16 protein-coding genes are annotated in these 18,554 nt (G+C 60.9%); 15 read left to right on the forward strand and 1 reads right to left on the reverse strand.

The features are described 5' to 3' along the window. Window positions 1–1,215: 1,215 nt before the first annotated feature. The 12 genes from PspCFBP13528_RS25740 to PspCFBP13528_RS25795 all read left to right on the forward strand — a co-directional run bounded on the left by PspCFBP13528_RS25740 (window position 1,216) and on the right by PspCFBP13528_RS25795 (window position 12,610). The gene (locus tag PspCFBP13528_RS25740; protein ID WP_101218589.1) at window positions 1,216–2,400 is read left to right on the forward strand and encodes a thiolase family protein; all 1,185 of its coding nucleotides are present in this window, start codon (window positions 1,216–1,218) and stop codon (window positions 2,398–2,400) included. A 486-nt stretch (window positions 2,401–2,886) separates the two neighbouring features. Further along, a complete protein-coding gene (locus tag PspCFBP13528_RS25745; protein WP_065950229.1) occupies window positions 2,887–3,408 on the forward strand; it encodes a fimbrial protein in 522 nt (173 codons plus the stop codon). Between the two features lie 51 nt (window positions 3,409–3,459). Further along, window positions 3,460–4,020 (forward strand): fimbrial protein, encoded by a 561-nt coding sequence (locus PspCFBP13528_RS25750; RefSeq protein WP_065950228.1) that lies wholly within the window; start codon window positions 3,460–3,462, stop codon window positions 4,018–4,020. Window positions 4,021–4,040: 20 nt separating this feature from the next. Then, the gene (locus tag PspCFBP13528_RS25755; RefSeq protein ID WP_153227157.1) at window positions 4,041–6,644 is read left to right on the forward strand and encodes an outer membrane usher protein; all 2,604 of its coding nucleotides are present in this window, start codon (window positions 4,041–4,043) and stop codon (window positions 6,642–6,644) included. Continuing rightward, on the forward strand, window positions 6,641–7,402 hold the full coding sequence (locus PspCFBP13528_RS25760; RefSeq protein WP_065950227.1) for a fimbria/pilus periplasmic chaperone: 762 nt from the start codon (window positions 6,641–6,643) through the stop codon (window positions 7,400–7,402). Before PspCFBP13528_RS25755 ends, PspCFBP13528_RS25760 begins: the two co-directional genes overlap by 4 nt. 17 nt (window positions 7,403–7,419) lie before the next feature. After that, window positions 7,420–8,001 carry a fimbrial protein gene (locus tag PspCFBP13528_RS25765; protein ID WP_101218659.1) on the forward strand — a complete coding sequence of 194 codons (582 nt, stop codon included), beginning with the start codon at window positions 7,420–7,422 and terminating at the stop codon, window positions 7,999–8,001. Between the two features lie 10 nt (window positions 8,002–8,011). Further along, on the forward strand, window positions 8,012–8,494 hold the full coding sequence (locus PspCFBP13528_RS25770; RefSeq protein WP_065950226.1) for a fimbrial protein: 483 nt from the start codon (window positions 8,012–8,014) through the stop codon (window positions 8,492–8,494). A gap of 28 nt (window positions 8,495–8,522) precedes the next feature. After that, window positions 8,523–9,002, forward strand: a complete 480-nt coding sequence (locus tag PspCFBP13528_RS25775; RefSeq protein ID WP_065950225.1) for a fimbrial protein — start codon at window positions 8,523–8,525, stop codon at window positions 9,000–9,002. An 11-nt stretch (window positions 9,003–9,013) separates the two neighbouring features. Further along, window positions 9,014–9,550: a fimbrial protein gene (locus PspCFBP13528_RS25780; RefSeq protein ID WP_101218591.1), complete on the forward strand. Its 537-nt coding sequence runs from the start codon at window positions 9,014–9,016 to the stop codon at window positions 9,548–9,550. 37 nt (window positions 9,551–9,587) lie between these two features. Next, window positions 9,588–10,556 carry a fimbrial protein gene (locus tag PspCFBP13528_RS25785; protein WP_065950223.1) on the forward strand — a complete coding sequence of 323 codons (969 nt, stop codon included), beginning with the start codon at window positions 9,588–9,590 and terminating at the stop codon, window positions 10,554–10,556. A gap of 68 nt (window positions 10,557–10,624) precedes the next feature. Beyond that, window positions 10,625–11,581, forward strand: a complete 957-nt coding sequence (locus PspCFBP13528_RS25790) for a fimbrial protein (protein WP_065950279.1) — start codon at window positions 10,625–10,627, stop codon at window positions 11,579–11,581. Window positions 11,582–11,656: 75 nt separating this feature from the next. Next, a complete protein-coding gene (locus PspCFBP13528_RS25795) occupies window positions 11,657–12,610 on the forward strand; it encodes a DMT family transporter (protein ID WP_137201786.1) in 954 nt (317 codons plus the stop codon). Between the two features lie 348 nt (window positions 12,611–12,958). Here PspCFBP13528_RS25795 and PspCFBP13528_RS25805 read toward each other — a convergent pair whose 3' ends face one another. Beyond that, a complete protein-coding gene (locus tag PspCFBP13528_RS25805) occupies window positions 12,959–14,347 on the reverse strand; it encodes a class II fumarate hydratase (RefSeq protein ID WP_065950221.1) in 1,389 nt (462 codons plus the stop codon). Window positions 14,348–14,529: 182 nt separating this feature from the next. Here PspCFBP13528_RS25805 and PspCFBP13528_RS25810 point away from each other — a divergent pair, with 182 nt between their 5' ends. The 3 genes from PspCFBP13528_RS25810 to PspCFBP13528_RS25820 all read left to right on the forward strand — a co-directional run bounded on the left by PspCFBP13528_RS25810 (window position 14,530) and on the right by PspCFBP13528_RS25820 (window position 18,476). Next, on the forward strand, window positions 14,530–15,048 hold the full coding sequence (locus PspCFBP13528_RS25810) for a DUF2059 domain-containing protein (RefSeq protein WP_003175221.1): 519 nt from the start codon (window positions 14,530–14,532) through the stop codon (window positions 15,046–15,048). Window positions 15,049–15,054: 6 nt separating this feature from the next. After that, a complete protein-coding gene (locus tag PspCFBP13528_RS25815; RefSeq protein ID WP_065950220.1) occupies window positions 15,055–15,348 on the forward strand; it encodes a BolA family protein in 294 nt (97 codons plus the stop codon). 137 nt (window positions 15,349–15,485) lie between these two features. After that, window positions 15,486–18,476: an RHS repeat-associated core domain-containing protein gene (locus PspCFBP13528_RS25820; protein WP_137201787.1), complete on the forward strand. Its 2,991-nt coding sequence runs from the start codon at window positions 15,486–15,488 to the stop codon at window positions 18,474–18,476. Window positions 18,477–18,554: the final 78 nt, after the last annotated feature.

The raw sequence follows: 18,554 nt of genomic DNA on the forward strand, positions 1-18,554 counted from the left end.
ATGCCTTCGCCAAAACCGACAAGCACGACAAGAAGAAACAGCCTGAGCCTGACTCGGCCCAACTGTGGGAGGGGGCTTGCCCCCGATGGCGGTGGGTCAGTTGCAGCTGCATCGACTGACAGCCTGCTATCGGGAGCAAGCCCCCTCCCACATTGGATTTTTGCACATCAGATAGATTCCCTGCGCGCGTCATGCCTTCGCCAAAACCGACAAGCGCGACAAAAAGAAATAGCCTGAGCCTGACTCGATCCAACTGTGGGAGGGGGCTTGCCCCCGATGGCGGTGGGTCAGTTGCAGCTGCATCGACTGACAGCCAGCCTGCCATCGGGAGCAAGCCCCCTCCCACATTGGATTTGTGCACATCAGATAGACTCCCTGCGCGTCATGCCTTCGCCAAAACCGACAAGCACGACAAGAAGAAACAGCCTGAGCCTGACTCGGCCCAACTGTGGGAGGGGGCTTGCCCCCGATGGCGGTGCGTCAGTTGCAGCTGCATCGACTGACAGCCTGCCATCGGGAGCAAGCCCCCTCCCACATTGGATTTGTGCACATCAGATAGACTCCCTGCGCGCGTCATGCCTTCGCCAAACCCGACAAGCACGACAAGAAGAAACAGCCTGAGCCTGACTCGGTCCAACTGTGGGAGGGGGCTTGCCCCCGATCGCGGTGGGTCAGTTGCAGCTGCATCGACTGACAGCCTGCTATCGGGGGCAAGCCCCCTCCCACATTGGATTTTTGCACATCAGATAGATTCCCTGCGCGCGTCATGCCTTCGCCAAACCCGACAAGCACGACAAAAAGAAACAGCCTGAGCCTGACTCGATCCAACTGTGGGAGGGGGCTTGCTCCCGATGGCGGTGGGTCAGCTGCAGATGCACTGACTGACCCTCCCACATTGGATTTTTGCACATCAGATAGACTCCCTGCGCGTCATGCCTTCGCCAAAACCGACAAGCGCGACAAAAAGAAATAGCCTGAGCCTGACTCGATCCAACTGTGGGAGGGGGCTTGCCCCCGATGGCGGTGAGTCAGTTGCAGCTGCATCGACTGACAGCCTGCCATCGGGAGCAAGCCCCCTCCCACAGTTGACCTGCACAGACCAGATAGAGCGGTCTTCCCGGTCCCATGTTTTCGCATCCATGCAGTGAATGATCATCGCGGGCAGCCGGGCCCGCATCTATCCTCGATCCACAACCACAAGATCGAGGTAGCCCCATGCGTGAAGTAGTGATCGTCGACAGTGTGCGAACCGGCCTGGCCAAGTCCTTTCGCGGCAAGTTCAACCAGACCCGGCCCGATGACATGGCGGCCCATTGTGTCAACGCGCTGCTGGTGCGCAATGGCATCGACCCGGTCACGGTCGAAGACTGCATCGTCGGCGCCGGCTCCAACGAAGGCGCCCAGGGTTACAACATCGGGCGCAATGTGGCGGTGCTGTCGCAACTGGGCACCGGTACGGCGGGCATGACCCTCAATCGTTTCTGTTCGTCAGGCTTGCAGGCGATTGCCATTGCCGCCAACCAGATTGCCTCGGGTTGCAGCGACATCATCGTTGCCGGTGGTGTGGAATCCATCAGCCTGACCATGAAAAGCGTCAACACCGACCACCTGATCAACCCGCTGCTCAAGGAGCAGGTACCAGGCATTTATTTTCCTATGGGCCAGACCGCCGAAATCGTCGCGCGTCGCTATAACGTCAGCCGCGAGGATCAGGACCTGTACGCCCTGCAAAGCCAGCAGCGCACCGCGCAGGCGCAGGCTGATGGGTTGTTCGACGATGAAATCGTGCCGATGGCGGTCAAGTACAAAGTCGAAGACAAGCGTACCGGTCAAGTGCAGGTGCTCGATGGCGTGGTCGACCGCGACGACTGCAACCGCCCCGACACCACCCTGGCCAGCCTCAGTGGCTTGAAGCCGGTGTTTGCCGAAGACGGTTCGGTGACGGCGGGTAATTCGTCGCAGCTGTCCGACGGTGCGTCGATGACGCTGGTGATGAGCCTGGAAAAAGCCCTGGCGTTGGGGCTCAAGCCCAAGGCGTTTTTTCGCGGTTTTACCGTGGCCGGTTGCGAGCCGGACGAAATGGGCATCGGCCCGGTGTTCTCGGTGCCCAGGTTGCTTAAGGCCAAAGGCTTGCAGGTGGCGGATATCGACCTGTGGGAGCTCAACGAAGCATTTGCCTCGCAGTGCCTGTATGCGCGTAACCGCCTGCAAATCGACAATGCCAGATACAACGTCAACGGCGGTTCGATCTCCATCGGCCACCCGTTCGGCATGACCGGCTCGCGGCAGGTGGGGCACCTGGTGCGCGAGTTGCAGCGCCGCAACCTGCGTTACGGCATCGTCACCATGTGCGTGGGCGGCGGAATGGGCGCAACCGGATTGTTCGAGGCCGTACGTTAGGCCTTGATTGACGGGTTGCAACACGCGCTGACAGGGGGAGCTTTGCTCCCCCTTTTTGCATCTGCCGTTCAGGCATGTCCCTGCACGCTGGTCGAATAGTTAGTTGCAAAATCCCTGTAAGGTTTATTGTTTTAACGGCTATGTAGCCCTATTCTTACAGCTGTTTCCAGTACTAAATAATTCTCATCTAACTTCAGTGTAGTCCTAATCCTTCAGTTGTTTTTAAAGTTTTGGCAAATGGCCATAATTTTCCTGCAAGCCTTGATATACAAAGGCTACGTCATTAAACGAAACGGCTGGCTTACTTCTTCAAGTGTGAAGTGGACACTTGCCCGGCGTTGAGCGTGATCCTGAAATGCAATACAAAAAGTTGGAAAAGCACGTCAGGAATTCCTCTCGATGCAAAGGTCAAACCGCTCTTTTAATCAGCCCTGCGCCTATCGGTGGCAAGGCTCCTTAATGACACTTGTTAGTGGGAATCTGTAGATGAAAACCAAAATGAAAACTGTGCTGTTGTCTGTCGGTCTGCTGGCGGGTTCGATGTCGATGGCGCACGCGGCGGATGGAACAGTGACGTTTATCGGGTCGGTCCACTCGGGTGCCTGCTCTATCAAGCCTGACTCCGTCGACCAAACCGTTCGCTTGGGCGCGATTGCAAAGCATCAACTGCAAGCGGGGGGCAAATCGGAAGCGCGGACCGTGAAGATCGAGCTGGAAGGTTGCGATCTGACGGGCCTCACTGACAACACGGTCACCACGACCTTCACCGGCGCGCCATCCTCGGTTGTGCCCGGTGCTATCGGTACGGTCGGCGGTGCAGGCAACCTGGGCATCATGATGACCCATGGCGGGGACCTCGTTAAGTTGGGTGTGCCTACCGCCCCGCAAGTCATCAGCGTGGGTGATAACACGCTGGAATTCGGCGCGTACGTACAAGGCGCCGCCACTGGGGACATCATTCCTGGCGACTTCAGCGCGGTCACCAATTTCACTTTGGCTTATCAGTAAGTTTCACCCCCGCCACCCGGTGTGGCGGGGGGATTCTGACGGGAGATCCAGGTGAACACATTCATACGTCTGGCTATCGCCTCTTCATTAACGACATTCATCAGCCCTTGTGTTGTCGCCCAGGCGGCTGCGCAAGGCGATGGGGTCGTGCTGCTGGGAGGGGAAGTCGTTGATTCCGCCTGCGGGCTGGAATTGGCCAGCATCGATCAAACCATCGAGATGCCGCCCGAGCCGGTGGGTCGGCTCTTGCGCAACACGCGGGGCGAAGACCATCCCTTTCAGCTGCGTCTGGTCAATTGCTCGTTGAGCCGCCCGGACCCGTCGCGCCCGGGTGCAAGCCTGCCGGATTGGGAACACATGCGCGTGACGTTCGAAGGCCCCACCGACAGGGCAGGGCTCTCCTTCGCAGTGTTTGGCGACTCGCAGGGGGTTGCCCTGCACATCGTCGACGCCGCCGGCCAGGAAAGCCTGCCGGGGCAACGCATGGCGCCGGTCCCGCTGGCGGAAGGTGACATGACACTCAACTACCGGTTTTTCCTGGTCGGCAACGGCTTGCCATTGGTGGTCGGGGCTCACAGTGCCGCGGTGCGGTTCAAGTTGGAATACTTTTGAACAGTGATGGACAGGCTTGCATGTTGAATACGTCGAAGATCAAAAATACGCTGCGTCCCGGGCTGTTCGGCGGGTTGATGTCACTGGCAGGCACTGCAATGGGTGCTGGGGATATCGAGTTCAATACCGACGTCCTCGATCTGAGTGATCGCGCCAACATTGACTTGTCTCAATTTGCGCGCAGCGGATTCATTCTGCCAGGCACTTACTCGATGGCTGTGCACCTCAATGCCCATCCTATTGCTGAGCAATCGGTGGCGTTCTATCCCCCCGATGACGACCCCAAGGGCAGCCAGGCCTGTTTGTCGCGCAGTCTTGTCGAGCAACTGGACCTGAAAGTGTCCGAAGCCGGCAAACTGATGTGGTGGAAGGACGGCGAGTGCCTGGATATAACAAGCTTGCCCGGCATGGAGGTCAGGGGTGATTTGGCCACCTCGACCCTGAGCGTCAACGTGCCCCAGGCCTACCTTGAATACAACGCTATCAATTGGGACCCGCCTTCCCGATGGGATGAGGGGGTGCCGGGGCTGTTGGTGGACTACAGCCTGACGGCGCAGTCCAATTACCAGCGCGACAATGGCCAGCGCAAAAACCTCAGCGGTAATGGAACCGTGGGGGCCAATGCCGGTGCCTGGCGTCTCAGGGCGGATTGGCAGGGGCGTGTGGAGAGCGGTCGGCAGGAGGCCGCCGGCCCGCAAAAACTGGAGTGGAGCCGCTATTACGCGTATCGCGCCATCCCGGCGTTGCAGGCGCGCCTGGTGGTGGGTGAGAACTATCTGTATTCGGACCTGTTCGACAGCTTCCGCTTTACCGGCGCCGCGCTCAATTCGGATCAAAGTCAACTGCCCCCCAACTTGCGCGGTTACGCGCCGGAAGTGGTCGGTGTGGCCAGGACCAACGCCAAAGTCATCATCAGCCAGCAGGGCCGTGTGCTCTACGAAACCCTGGTTGCGGCCGGCCCCTTTCGCATTCAGGACCTCAATGATGCGGTGACCGGCAAGCTGGATGTGCGGGTGGAAGAACAGGACGGTTCGGTCCATACCTTCCAACTCAATACGGCCGGTGTGCCTTACCTGACGCGCCCAGGCCAAGTCCGTTACAAGCTGGCAAGCGGGCGACCGTCCAACCTTCAGACGGGCTCCGATGGTGCAGTCTTCGGTACCGCAGAGTTCTCCTGGGGCGTGAGCAATGGCTGGTCGTTGTTCGGTGGCGGTATCACCGATAACAACTATCGGGCGTTAGCCGTGGGCGCCGGGCGGGACTTGCTGGCGTTCGGTGCCGTCTCGCTGGATGTCACGCAGTCGCGTGCCAATGTCTGGAACGAGACGCTCTCGGGTAAATCCTACCGCCTTCAATACTCGAAGAACTTCGAAGAGTACGACAGCCAGGTGACCTTCGCCGGCTACCGCTTTTCCGAGAAGAACTTCCTGAGCATGAGTGAGTACCTGGATGCACGGCATTACGGGTTGAACGGCGAGCTCGGCGGGCGAGGGGACTACCGCGATCCCAACGAGGGTTGGCGGCCCATCGGTGGCAGCAAAGCGCTGTATACGGTGACGGTCAACAAGCAGTTTCGTGACCTGGGCGCCACTGTCTACGCCAGCTACAACAAGCAAACCTACTGGGACCGGCCGGACACGCATCGCTGGAACCTGTCGCTGTCGCGCTACTTCAATGTGGGCACGGTCAAGAACATGAGCCTGTCGCTGAACATGTACCGCACCCAGGAATACAACTACAAGGACAACGGCATGGCGCTGACGGTCAGCCTGCCGTTGGGGCGTACCGGCACGCTGTCGCTGGACGCCAATCGAGCCGCCGGCAAAAACGGTTTTGCCTCGCGCTACAGCGACCGCCTCGATGAGCGTAACAGCTACCAGCTCAGTGCCAGCGACACCTCCGCCAGCGGTTACCTGAGCCATATGGGCGACAACGTCGACATCGACGTGAGTGCCAGCAGGCAGCAGGGCGGTTCCAGCAACCTCGGTGTCTCCGCACGCGGCGGTGCCACGCTCACGGCCTACGGTGCGGCGCTCCATCGAACCACCAGTACAGGCGGCACCCGCCTGATGGTCGATACCGCCGGTGTGCCCGATGTGCCGGTGCGCGGTTATGGCGCGCCGACCCGCAGCAATGCCTTTGGCAAAGCCGTGATCTCGGATATCAGCAGCTATCAGCGCACCGCCGCCAGCGTTGATTTGGAGCGCTTGCCGAGCAATGTCGAAGCCACTCAATCAGTCACGCAATTGACGCTCACCGAAGGGGCAATCGGTTATCGCTCGCTGGATGTGATTGCCGGTGAAAAAGCCATGGCGGTACTGCGCCTGGCGGATGGCAGCTCGCCGCCCTTCGGCGCGACGGTGCAGAACCTCAAGCAACAGGATACCGGCATTGTGAATGATGGCGGCGAGGTCTACCTGAGCGGCATCCAGGCCGGCGAGCAGATGACCGTCAGTTGGGGCGGCGGCGCACGCTGCCTGCTCACGCTGCCTGCCACGTTGCCTGCCGATGGGTTGACCGATGCCCTGCAATTGCGCTGCCTGCCGGTAGCCGCCGATCCATCCTTGCCCGAGCCCGCCGGGCTGTCCGGCATGCCTATCGATACGGAGAACACAGCCTCATGATGCCCAATACACGTCGCCTATTCCCACCCTTCGCGCTGTTGGCCCTGGCCTTGACTCAGACCGCCAACGCTGCCGTGGGCCTGGACCGTACCCGCGTGATTTTCGACGGTGGCAAAGAGGCCACCAGCGTGAATATCACCAACAACAACACCCAGTTGCCCTATCTGGCCCAGGGCTGGATCGAGGATGAAACCGGTAAGAAAATCACCACGCCGTTGATCGTGCTTCCACCGGTTCAACGCCTGGAGCCGGGCAAACAAAGCCAGGTGAAGGTCCAGGCGTTGCCGGCGGCCAAGTCGCTGCCGCAGGACCGGGAGACGGTCTACTACTTCAACTTGAGGGAAATTCCGCCGCGCAGCGATAAGTCCAACACCCTGCAGATCGCGCTGCAAACCCGTATCAAGTTGTTCTACCGCCCGCAGGCCATCGAGCCGAGCCAGCAGGATTTGTCCAACCCGTGGCAGGAAAAACTGACCCTGACCCGTGAAGGCGATCAATACCGGGTGAGTAACCCCACGCCCTATTACGTGACGTTGGTGGATGCACGCAGCAGCAAGGACAGCACAACCGTGCCGGGTTTCGTGCCACTGATGGTTCCCCCCAAAGGCTCCCTGGTCTTGGGGCCTGCCGCCAAGGCACTGGGCACGAGCCCCTATCTGGCCTACGTGAACGACTACGGCGGTCGCCCGCTCCTGGCCTTCACCTGCACGGGGGACACTTGCACCGTGGACCGGCAGGCCGCGCCGGCGAATGAGTAATGGTGCTGGAGAACGTCATGAAGTCGCAAAAAGTGAAGGTCCTGGGCGGCCTGTTATGGGCCTTGGCGATGGGCGCGCAGGCCGCGGATGAGGACGATATCGAAGGCATGAGCGGCATGCTGAATGTGCTCGGGTCCATGCATGAGTCGCCTTGCAGCCTGGAGATGACGTCGCTGCACCAGACCGTCGACCTGGACGCCGTGTCGACCAGCCAGTTGCAACGGCCCGGTGACCAGGCGACCCCCAAGGCTTTTCAGCTGCGGTTCACCGATTGTCTGCGCACCGCCGGCCGTATCCGCAATGAACGTACCGGCAACCTGACCTGGAGTGCTTACCAACCGGTGCTGTCGGTCACATTCGAGGCGCCGGCCGATGCCGACGATCCGCGGCTGGTCAAAGTGCAGGGCATTACCGGCATGGGCCTGCAGTTGACCGATGCCCTCGGTCGCGACGTGCAGTTGGGCTCAAGGGGCCAGCCGCTGTTTTTGCCCGTGGGCCGCAATACCCAGACCTGGAATGTACGGCCCACGCGCACCGCTGCGCCGTTGACCAGCGGGGCATTCAGGGCCGTGGTGGATTTCAGGCTCACTTATGAGTAGGGGTGCAACGATGGCTAAATCAATCGGCTTGATTGCCGGCGGCGTGTGGATGGCGGTCAGCCAGGCCTTGCAGGCCGAAACCAGTTTGACCATTCGCGCGGTGATCATCGCGCCCCCGCCGTGCGTCATCAACGGTGGCAGCACGCTGGACGTACCGTTCGGCAATGACCTGCTGACGTCACGGGTCGATGGGGTCAATTACCGGCGCGGGGTGCCGTATACCGTGACCTGTGATTCGCCATTCAGCAATGCGTTGAGCCTGGAACTCAAGGGCACGGCGGCGTCGTTTGACAACCGCGCGCTCGCCACCCGCAAGGCGGACCTTGGCGTCAGGCTGTTTGTGAATGGCGCTGACTGGCCGCTCAATACAGCGGTGAATTTTACCTATCCCAATTTCCCCGTGGTGCAGGCGGTGCCGGTCAAACGTGCGGGCAGCACGCTGACCGGCGGGGCCTTCGATGCCACCGCGACCCTGGTGGTCGACTACCAATGATGGTTACCGATAAAGAGAGGAATGACCCATGACAGCTTGGCAGCCGCGAGCCTTGCTCGCTCTGTGCGTCATCGGCCTGTGCAGTGGAGCGTCGGCCAACTTGACGTTCAGCGGGACACTGAACGAGCCGCCTCCGTGCACGATCGATGCGGGCAACACCATTGAGGTCGATTTTGGCGATGTCGGGGTAAAACGCGTCGATGGGGTGAGGTATCGCAGAGCGGTCGGCTACGCGATCAACTGCGGCACCGACACCCTGCCATGGGCATTGAAACTGAGTCTCAACGGCACGCCCACGGCGTTTGACGGTTCAGCGGTGCAGACCAGCGTGCCTGCGCTGGGCATTCGGGTGTTTCAGAACAACCTGCCATTCCCACTCAATACGCCCCTGGACATCACCTTGTCGTCACCGCCGACCCTGGAGGTAGTGCCCGTGCAGCAGCCCGGTGCAACGCTGCCTCCGGCCAGGTTCACGGCGGTGGCCACGTTGTTGGCCGAATACCAGTAGGAGCTGAATCGATGCGATATCAAAGGGTTCAAACGGCAGGCCTGGCCGTTCTGCTCGCCATCGGCCTGATCCCCCTGGGCCAGGCGGCGGACAATCTGCGTTTCAAAGGCAACCTGGTTGAAGAGGCCTGCACCCTGCGCCCCGGCGACGAGGCCGTCACGCTGGAACTCTGGGACCTCACCAGCAAGTACCTGTATATCAACACGCGCTCGGTGGGCAAGCGTTTCAAGCTGCACCTGGAAGACTGCGATACCACGATCGGCAACTCGGTGACCATCACCTTCGGCGGCGCCGAGAACAGAGAGCTTCCCGGCTTGCTCGCACTGGACGGTGGCAGCGGCGCCTCGGGCATTGGCGTCGGCATGGAGACGCTGAGCGACAAACCCTTGCCCTTGAATACCGTCAGCGACAGACAGGTGTTGAGCGACGGCAGCAATGCCATCGAGCTCAAGGCCTATGTGCAGGGCGAGCCGACCGCCATCAAGGATCAGACCATCGGGCACGGTGCGTACACGGTGACCTCAACTTTTACGCTGGACTATCCCTAGGCTGTGGCCGGGTAGAGCAGAGCAACAAGAGATCAAGATGAAACGACTCTATGGCGTTATAGCGCTTCTCGTCCTGCTGGGTGTCAACACGGCCGTTCGAGCAGCTGATTGCCGCGTGAATGGCGGAGCGTGGCGATATGTTGGAGACGGTGGGATCCTGAATCTGCAGGTCCCCGTCACGGTCAGAGTGGGCTCGGACAGTACCCGTCTGATCCTTGAAGGTGCATGGCTGGAGTGCCGATTTACTCCATCCCCCGCTCACCCTGCGCGCATAGATTATTGGGGAACCTCTGCGCAGGCCGGTTCCCCCTGGGTGCCCGGCCCGAAATTTTCCGCGCAAGGTACTGGCTTACGCATAAACGGCGCGTTTTATAACACCCCTGTGCCGTATAACATCCGGATCGCGACCATGCCTAATAACGGTCTGGGGTACCCCATCAACGTAGCCCCCTATATCTTGCTGAGAAACGATCCGAGCAACCCTATCGACGTTCGAAGAGGGGACATCCTGGGCGCGTTGAATCTTCACCAGACCAACAACTACAGTTCGGGAAGTACCAGGCTCGTACTGACGTACACCGCCGATAACAACTTCGGCATCTCTCCATCGACCTGCACGATCAACAACAACAATCCCATCGATATCGACTTCGGCACCGTGAATCAACGGGCCATTGGCACTGACCCGCTGACAACCTCGATTGTCAGCCACCGCAGGCTCACCTACTCATGTCCGGATGGCGGGATCACTACACCGATCACCATTACTTACAAAGGCGGCCCGTCGTCGTTCGATTCACGTTTGTTGCTGATGAACAATCCGGACGTGGGCACGGCGCTTGTCCGCGCGGGTTCAGTGGTACCTGTGAACGATGCGTTCCTGACCCGTATCACCAACAGCACAGGCGGGGACGATGTGACGTTTGCTCTCGTTCGGCGCAACGGGGCGCTACCGAGCGCGGGGGGCGTAAGCGGCAGCGGTGTGCTGGTGATGGGGGTGCCCTGATGCATAAGATCCAGCCCGCTCGCACAGGGTGGCACGCTTTATTTATCAGGCGTTCGAGAGAGATCAGAATGAAACGACTATCTGGAGCCTTGGTGCTTCTTGCTCTGACGGGTTTTGCTACGACCGCGCAAGCTGTCCATTGCCGTGTCAATGGAGGAAACTGGGAAACCGGCAACCCTAATCTACAGGTCCCCGTTACGGTCACCCTCAACGCCGACCGTACACGCATCATGATGGAAGGGGCGAGGCTGGAATGTCGTTACTCCGCTGGGCAGGGCCCGGGGTGGGGGGTGGACTATTGGTCGACGGGTAACGCTTCAGGTACCCCTTGGACGCCCGGCCCGTCATTCGGCGGTCAACAGACGGGTTTGAGTATCAACGGGGCGTTCTATAACACCCCGGTTCCTTCTGGCATAAGGGTGGCGACCATGCCCAACAACGGGGTCGGTTACCTGATCAATGTCGTCCCGTTTATATTGGTGCGTAATTTTCCTTCCAACCCCATCAATGTTGTAGCAGGGGACAATCTTGGTGTACTACGCCTGATCGCCACGAACAACTACAGCTCGGAGACTGCAAACCTCAGGGTTACTTACTTTGCCAAAAACGACTTCACCGTCTCCCCGTCAACCTGCACGATCAACAACAACCACCCCATCGAGATCAACTTCGGTAACGTGCACCAGCGAGGGATAGGCACCGACCCGCTGACATCGTCCATCGTCAGTAACCGCAGGCTCACCTATTCATGCCCGGATGGCGGGATCAATACACCCATCACCATCACGTACAAAGGCACCCGCACCGGTTTCGACTCTCGCCTGCTGTTGATGAACAATGCCGATGTGGGCACAGCCCTGGTGCGCAATGGGTCCGCCGTACCGGTCAACGGTTCGTTCCTGACCCGCATCACTAACAGCACGGGCGCCGACGACGTGACGTTTTCCCTGGTTCGTCGGGCGGGCTCGTTGCCGGCCGCCGGCCCCGTCAGCGGCAGCGGGATACTGGTGATGGGCGTGCCCTGAACACAGCGCGATACCCAAAGCGCACCGCATGCCCCTAGAATGCCCGTTCCACTTCCTCTGGCATCTGGGGCACTCATGCACATCTCTTCGGGCCGCTGGGTCTACGGTTTTCTCCTGACCCTGTTGACCGCGCTGCTCTGGGGCATTCTACCGATCAAGCTCAAACAGGTATTGCAGGTGATGGACCCGATCACGGTGACCTGGTTTCGCCTGATCGTCGCGGGCAGTTGCCTGTTTATCTACCTGGCGTTCACCCGGCGCTTGCCCAGCCGCAAGGTACTTGGCCCCAAGGGCGGCTGGCTGGTGGCGATGGCCGTGTGCGGGCTGGTGGGCAATTATGTGTTGTATCTGGTGGGTTTGAAGATGCTGAGCCCCGGTACCGCACAACTGGTGGTGCAGATGGGGCCGATCTTCCTGATGGTTGCCAGCGTATTTGTGTTCAAGGAGCGTTTCAGCCTTGGGCAGGGCGTGGGGCTGATGGTGCTGATCATTGGCTTCGGGTTGTTCTTCAACCAGCGCCTGGCTGAGTTGCTGACCTCGATGGGCACCTACACCGCCGGCGTGTTGACGGTGCTGCTGGCGACCAGCATCTGGGTGTTCTACGCCCTGGGCCAGAAGCAGTTGCTGACCGTGTGGAATTCGCTGCAGGTGATGATGGTGATCTACCTGTCGTGTGCGCTATTGCTCACGCCGTGGGCGCATCCGCTGCAAGCGCTGCAACTGAGCCCGCTGCAAGGCTGGCTGCTGCTGGCGTGCTGCATGAACACGCTGGTGGCCTACGGCGCCTTTGCCGAGGCGCTGGCGCATTGGGAGGCGTCGCGGGTCAGTGCGACCCTGGCCCTGACGCCGTTGGTGACCTTTGTGGCGGTGGCACTGGCGGCGTGGCTGTGGCCGGATTTTGTGCAGGCCGAAGCGATCAACGCCTTGGGCTATTTTGGCGCGCTGGTGGTGGTGATGGGCTCGGCGATGGTGGCGCTGGCGCCTTCGCTGGTGGCGGGGCTCAAGGCTCGGCGTGCGCGGTTGGTCTAGGGGTATCAAGAGCCAAATGTGGGAGGGGGCTTGCCCCCGATAGCGGCCTCAGGGCTGGCCAGTATTTTGGATCAGACCGAGTACATATCCATTATTCAGTAACGGCCATTGACGGGGCGCCTAAGATCAAAAGCAAAAGCGCGGCGGCCTTGGAGCCGACCGGCATCTTGTGCCGAGCCCGGTACAAATGTGCCCTCTGTAGGAGCGAGCTTGCTCGCGAAAAACGTTAACGATAACGCGTGCTTTCTGAACGAACGCGGTGCCTGTGAGTTTTTCGCGAGCAAGCTCGCTCCTACAATGGGTATCAGGGCAAGCCTCCCACCTTTGATCATCGGTAACCGTTGGCGCTTAGTGCCCGGCCTCCAGCATGTTTTCCGGGCGTACCCACTGGTCGAACTCTGCGTCGGTGAGGTAGCCCAGCTCCAGCGCCGCCTCCCGTAGCGTCAGGCCTTCGGCATAGGCCTTCTTGGCGATCTGCGCGGATTTGTCATAGCCGATATGCGGGTTGAGGGCGGTCACCAGCATCAGCCCACGTTCCAGGTGTTCAGCCATGTGTTCGGCGTCAGGCTCAAGGCCGGCGATGCAGTGTTCCTGGAAGTTGTTGCAGCCATCAGCCAGCAGGCGGATCGATTCCAGCAGGTTGTGGATGATCACCGGCTTGTACACGTTCAACTGCAAGTGCCCTTGGCTTGCGGCGATGCCGATGGTCACGTCATTGCCGAGCACCTGGCAGGCCAGCATCGACAGGGCTTCGCACTGGGTCGGGTTGACCTTGCCGGGCATGATCGAACTGCCCGGTTCGTTGGCTGGCAATTTGACTTCTGCCAACCCCGCGCGCGGGCCGGAGCCGAGCAGGCGCAGGTCGTTGGCGAGTTTCATCAGGGCCACGGCCAGGGTTTTCAGCGCGCCGTGCAAGGTCACCAGCGGCTCATGGCCGGAGAGGGCGGCGAATTTGTTTGGCGCGGTGACGAACGGCAGGCCCGACAGTGCGGCCAGCTCGGCGGCAATCGCTTCGCCAAAGCCATGGGGCGAATTGAGCCCGGTGCCAACGGCCGTACCGCCCTGGGCCAGCTCGCACACGGCGGGCAGGGCGCTGCGGATGGCGCGTTCGGCGTAGTCGAGCTGGGCGATAAACGCCGAGAGTTCCTGGCCGAAGGTGATCGGCGTGGCATCCATCATGTGGGTGCGGCCGGTCTTGACCAGCTTCATGTGCCGCGCCGCCAGCTCCGCCAGGCCGCCGGACAGCACCGTGATGGCCGGCAACAGCTGCTCGTGCACGGCCTTCACGGTGGCAATGCTCATGGCGGTGGGGAAGCAGTCGTTGGAACTCTGGGAGCGGTTGACGTGGTCGTTGGGGTGCACCGGGCTCTTGCCACCGCGGTTGCCGCCGGCCAGTTCATTGGCACGGCCGGCGATCACTTCGTTGGCGTTCATGTTGCTCTGGGTGCCGCTGCCGGTCTGCCACACCACCAGGGGGAACTGGTCGTCGTGCTGGCCGTCGAGGATTTCATCGGCGGCCTGTTCGATCAGGCGGGCGATATCAGCGGGCAGGTCGCCGTTGCGGTCGTTGACCCGTGCAGCGGCCTTCTTGATCAGCGCCAGGGCATGCAGGACCGCCAGCGGCATGCGCTGCTCGCCGATGGCAAAATTCACCAGCGAACGTTGGGTCTGGGCGCCCCAGTAAGCGTCATCCGGGACGTGGACTTCTCCCAGGCTGTCGGTTTCGATACGGCTCATCGGGCACACTCCTTCAGGTTCGTTTGCGCAGTTTAGGCTGTGATTGGCCAAGGGGGTTCCATAAAAGACGTTTCATCGATCAAACCACACCTGACACGGCCCGGGGTTGAGCCGCGAGGTTTTTTAGGCGCAGAATGGTCGCCCTTGGGGGTAAGACCTCGCCAGCTAGAAAAGGAAACTCGATGACTCGTCTTCGTGCCATCTGTACCGCGGTTGCTCTGGTTTGCGCCAGCGGCCAGGTTTTTGCCGATACCGCCAGCCACAACGCCAGTGCCGAAGCCTTCCTTACCCTGGCCCACGCTGACAAGCTGGGGACCCCGGTGTACATGCAAGTGCAGCAAATGTTCGCCCAGCGTTTCGAACAGACCAAGGCGCCTGCCGCCAAGCAGTCCGTACTCGACAGCTACCAGGCCAAAGCCAACGCCGCTTTGGACCAGGCCATCGGCTGGCCGAAGCTGAAACCGGACATGGTCAAGCTCTACACCACCAACTTCAGCGAATCCGAGCTCAAGGACCTGGTCGCGTTCTACCAGTCGCCTCTGGGCAAGAAAGTCCTGGAAAAAATGCCGCAACTGACCCAGCAATCGGCCCAGATGACCCAGGCCAAGCTGGAAAGCGCGGTACCGGTGGTGAACAAGCTGTTGGAAGACATGACCAACGAGCTGGCGCCAAAAGCCGCCGCACCGGCCAAGAAGAAGTAAGCAGGAATGACCATGCAACAGCGTATCGAAACGGCGCTTGCCGCCCTGGCCCCGGATCACTTGAATGTGCTGGACGAGAGCCACATGCACAGCCGTGGGTTGCAGACCCACTTCAAGGCCGTGCTGGTGAGCCAGCAGTTCGAGGGGCTTAATCGCGTCAAGCGCCACCAGAAGGTCTACGCCACCCTGGGTGACCTGATGAGCGAGTTTCATGCGCTGGCGCTGCACACCTACACGCCTGAGGAATGGGCGAAGGTCGACGCGGCACCGCCTTCGCCGACCTGCGCCGGCGGGCATTGAGTGTGGCCCCGACCCGCGTGAGTGGGTCGGGGCGATGCCAGTACCCGGACACACAAAACATCCTCCAGCACCACCTTGCTCAACCCCCCATCCTTAGGCTTTCAGGACTACTTATTCAGCAATAAGGTCTTGAGGTCATGTCTTATTCCCTCCATCGACACACGCCGTCCCTGGTCGCCATCGACCCGCGTGGGTTAATTGTTCGTAACGTCGATTACCACCGCTCAAGCGCAAAGGTTGAACCGCAGGCGCGCATTCATCGTCAGGTGTTTGGCAGTTCCGGCTTGATGATTGAGCAGTGGGATCCGCGCCTGTGGCAATTGTCGCGTTCACAGGCCGGCACTCAGGCCAGTCAACACACGGTCTACAGCCTTGGCGGGCATGCGTTGCGCGTTGCCAGTGCGGATGCCGGCTGGCGGCTCATGTTGCCGGGTGAGGCTGGGCAGTTACTGGAAGAGTGGGATGGGCGGGGCGCCCATCAGGCTCATCACTACGATCAATACGTGCGGCCCGTCGCCGTGTTCGAGCAAGCGGCCAATGACGAGCAACCACTCTGTGTCGAACGTATTGTCTATGCTCCCCACTCGTACGAAGAGGCCGTACGCAACCGCTGTGGCCAGGTGATTCGGCATGATGACGGTGGCGGTTCGTTGTTCCACGAGTTTTATGGGCTGCGTGGAGACGTCGTCCAGCAGACTCGACGTTTCCGGCAGGCGACGGCTGCGCTGGATTGGCCGCCTGCCGATGCGCAACACGACGCACGCCTGGAACCCGAGCGTTTCCAGGCATCAACGGGTTTCAACGCGCTGGGCGAACGCCTGTATCACACGGATGCCAAGGACAATCGCCTGGAGTATGCCTATGGCGTTGACGGCCAGCCGGCGAGCGTCTTTGTTTCGCCCACGGGCGGCGTGCGTACGCAGTTGATGGGCCAGCGTCGCTACAACGCGGCGGGCCAAGTGATCAGCGAACATGCCGGGAACGGCGTTGTGCGTACCCTGCATTACCGTGAAGTCGATGGTCGCTTGCGGCAGATGAGTGCCCGTGTGCCAGGGCCGACGGGCACAGCGCTGCAAGATCTGACTTACGATTATGACGGCATCGGCAACGTTGTGCGGATCGACGATCTTGCCCAGCCGACACAATGGTCGAGCAACACCCGGATCAGTTCGGGCAGCGTCTATGAGTACGACACGTTATCGCAATTGATCAAGGCCACCGGGCGTGAAACCGCCGGCAACAAGGGTGGCCCCGCGTTACCGGCGAGGGTGGCGTTCGGCTCGGCTGACGACAGCGTCTGGCGTCGCTACACCCAGCAGTTCAGCTATGACGAGGCCGGCAATTTGCTTGAGTTGCAGCACGTGCCCAGCAGCGGCACGGGGTTCACGCGCCAGATGAGTGTGGCCGCCGACAGCAATCATTTCGTGCCGCAGGCCGATGGCAGGGGCGTGCCGGGGTTGGGGCAGGGCTTTGACCGCAATGGCAATCTGCAAGCACTGGAGGGCGGGCAAAGCATGGGCTGGGATGTGCGCAATCAGCTGGTGCGCCTCACGCAGGTGTTGCGCGAGGGAGGAAACGACGATGAGGAACGCTACGCATACGATGCGACCGGCAGGCGCATCCTCAAGCGCCGGGTAACCCAGGCCAGGGGCGTGGTGCATACGGCGCAGGTGCGTTACTTGCCAGGGTTGGAGATCCGCCATGACAGTGCAACGGGGGAGCAATTGAATGTACTCGACATCGATGTCGGTACGCTCACCATCCGGGTACTGTCCTGGGATCGTCACCCCTCGGGCGACAGCCAGGCGGTGCAGATCCGCTACGGTTTGTCGGACCACTTGGGCAGCAGCGCACTGGAGCTGGGCGAGCAGGCGCAGCTGTTGAGTCAGGAAAGCTATTATCCCTACGGCGGTACCGCGTGGTGGGCGGCGAAAAGCGCCAGCGAGGCGAGCTATAAATTCATCCGTTATTCGGGCAAGGAGCGCGATGCCAGTGGGCTGTCCTACTACGGCTTCAGGTATTACGCGCCGTGGATGTGTCGCTGGATCAGCCCGGACCCGGCCGGCGATGCCGATGGTTTGAATGCGTACGCCATGGTGGGCGGTAACCCCGTCACGAAAGTCGATGAGCATGGGCTGACGTCGACTCCGGCCTTGGAGCAGCCTCGGCAGACACAACTGCGCAGGCTTTCCATCAGTCGCAGGCTCGCGCATATAGCGCGTATTGCTCGACCCAGGATGCAGGCGGGTGCATCGGCCGCGATTCGCGATGGTTTATCCACCTATATTTCCAATACCTTATGGACGGGCGTCGATCTGGCAGTCTTCAGCACTATCCAACCGACGGCGCAACGCAACCAAATCCTGCGCATTACCGTCGCGGCGCTGGATGCAGTGTCCACGGCGCATATGAGTACGGGTATCGCCGGTAATTGGACGCAATATGCGCCACATATCGGTGCTATTTTTGCAGGTGCCGCAGGTATGGGGTATGCCATGTATGGCGACTCGATAGGCGATCAAGCCGAGCACAGCTGGGACCCGGTGACAGTCCAGCGCTTGGGCGGGCATGTCCGCGCGCTCTCCAGGGAACTTGTGCAGCAGATCATCCGTGGCCACGGTACCGGCGTCTCCTGGGGCAGCACGCCGCTGCGGGGCAGGGTTACGCGCACCGCCGGAGCGACGGCGGCCTATGGCCTTGCAACCGTGGCCAATGCGATGTACGGCGGGGAAGTACCCGCCCTGATGCAACCCAATGTCTCACCTCTGATAGAAGCCTACGATGCAGCAATGGGAACGATGATTCGTGGCGGTCACCCGACGGCCAGCCAAGATATCCATGGTCAAACCCTGCAGCTGCCGGACCCCGCCGCGACGGCGCACGGTGGGCTGAGCCGAATGTTCAATCAGGTGTGGACGCACTGGGCCGCGCGCGGTGTCGAAGCATTGGCTGTTTCGTTGACGGGCTTGCCCATGGCGGCCCAAGGTCGGGTCACTCAAAACCTTGTGATGGCGGCCCGCGGCGTGTTTTCTGCGCTGACCGAATGGCGTGGCTTTTTCGTGCAGTTTGCCAGGGGCGGGTACTCGGCCTTGGCGATGGGCTGGCGCCGAGGCCCGCGGTCCAGATAGGAGGATGAATGGGCCGGCGTCCTGCCGGGCGGCCACGGATTCAAGCCTGCGGTGATCGTTCCCAGGCGTGGGAACGAT

Source organism: Pseudomonas sp. CFBP13528, from assembly GCF_005233615.1.
Lineage (GTDB): Bacteria > Pseudomonadota > Gammaproteobacteria > Pseudomonadales > Pseudomonadaceae > Aquipseudomonas > Aquipseudomonas fluorescens_AM.

Coding starts and splice junctions, on each gene's coding strand:
- PspCFBP13528_RS25815 (WP_065950220.1), top strand. CDS start 15,055: ATGACCATGCAACAGCGTATCGAAACGGCGCTTGCCGCCCTGGCCCCG.
- PspCFBP13528_RS25790 (WP_065950279.1), top strand. CDS start 10,625: ATGAAACGACTATCTGGAGCCTTGGTGCTTCTTGCTCTGACGGGTTTT.
- PspCFBP13528_RS25785 (WP_065950223.1), top strand. CDS start 9,588: ATGAAACGACTCTATGGCGTTATAGCGCTTCTCGTCCTGCTGGGTGTC.
- PspCFBP13528_RS25765 (WP_101218659.1), top strand. CDS start 7,420: ATGAAGTCGCAAAAAGTGAAGGTCCTGGGCGGCCTGTTATGGGCCTTG.
- PspCFBP13528_RS25770 (WP_065950226.1), top strand. CDS start 8,012: ATGGCTAAATCAATCGGCTTGATTGCCGGCGGCGTGTGGATGGCGGTC.
- PspCFBP13528_RS25775 (WP_065950225.1), top strand. CDS start 8,523: ATGACAGCTTGGCAGCCGCGAGCCTTGCTCGCTCTGTGCGTCATCGGC.
- PspCFBP13528_RS25820 (WP_137201787.1), top strand. CDS start 15,486: ATGTCTTATTCCCTCCATCGACACACGCCGTCCCTGGTCGCCATCGAC.
- PspCFBP13528_RS25805 (WP_065950221.1), bottom strand. CDS start 14,347: ATGAGCCGTATCGAAACCGACAGCCTGGGAGAAGTCCACGTCCCGGAT.
- PspCFBP13528_RS25810 (WP_003175221.1), top strand. CDS start 14,530: ATGACTCGTCTTCGTGCCATCTGTACCGCGGTTGCTCTGGTTTGCGCC.
- PspCFBP13528_RS25780 (WP_101218591.1), top strand. CDS start 9,014: ATGCGATATCAAAGGGTTCAAACGGCAGGCCTGGCCGTTCTGCTCGCC.
- PspCFBP13528_RS25795 (WP_137201786.1), top strand. CDS start 11,657: ATGCACATCTCTTCGGGCCGCTGGGTCTACGGTTTTCTCCTGACCCTG.
- PspCFBP13528_RS25740 (WP_101218589.1), top strand. CDS start 1,216: ATGCGTGAAGTAGTGATCGTCGACAGTGTGCGAACCGGCCTGGCCAAG.
- PspCFBP13528_RS25745 (WP_065950229.1), top strand. CDS start 2,887: ATGAAAACCAAAATGAAAACTGTGCTGTTGTCTGTCGGTCTGCTGGCG.
- PspCFBP13528_RS25755 (WP_153227157.1), top strand. CDS start 4,041: ATGTTGAATACGTCGAAGATCAAAAATACGCTGCGTCCCGGGCTGTTC.
- PspCFBP13528_RS25760 (WP_065950227.1), top strand. CDS start 6,641: ATGATGCCCAATACACGTCGCCTATTCCCACCCTTCGCGCTGTTGGCC.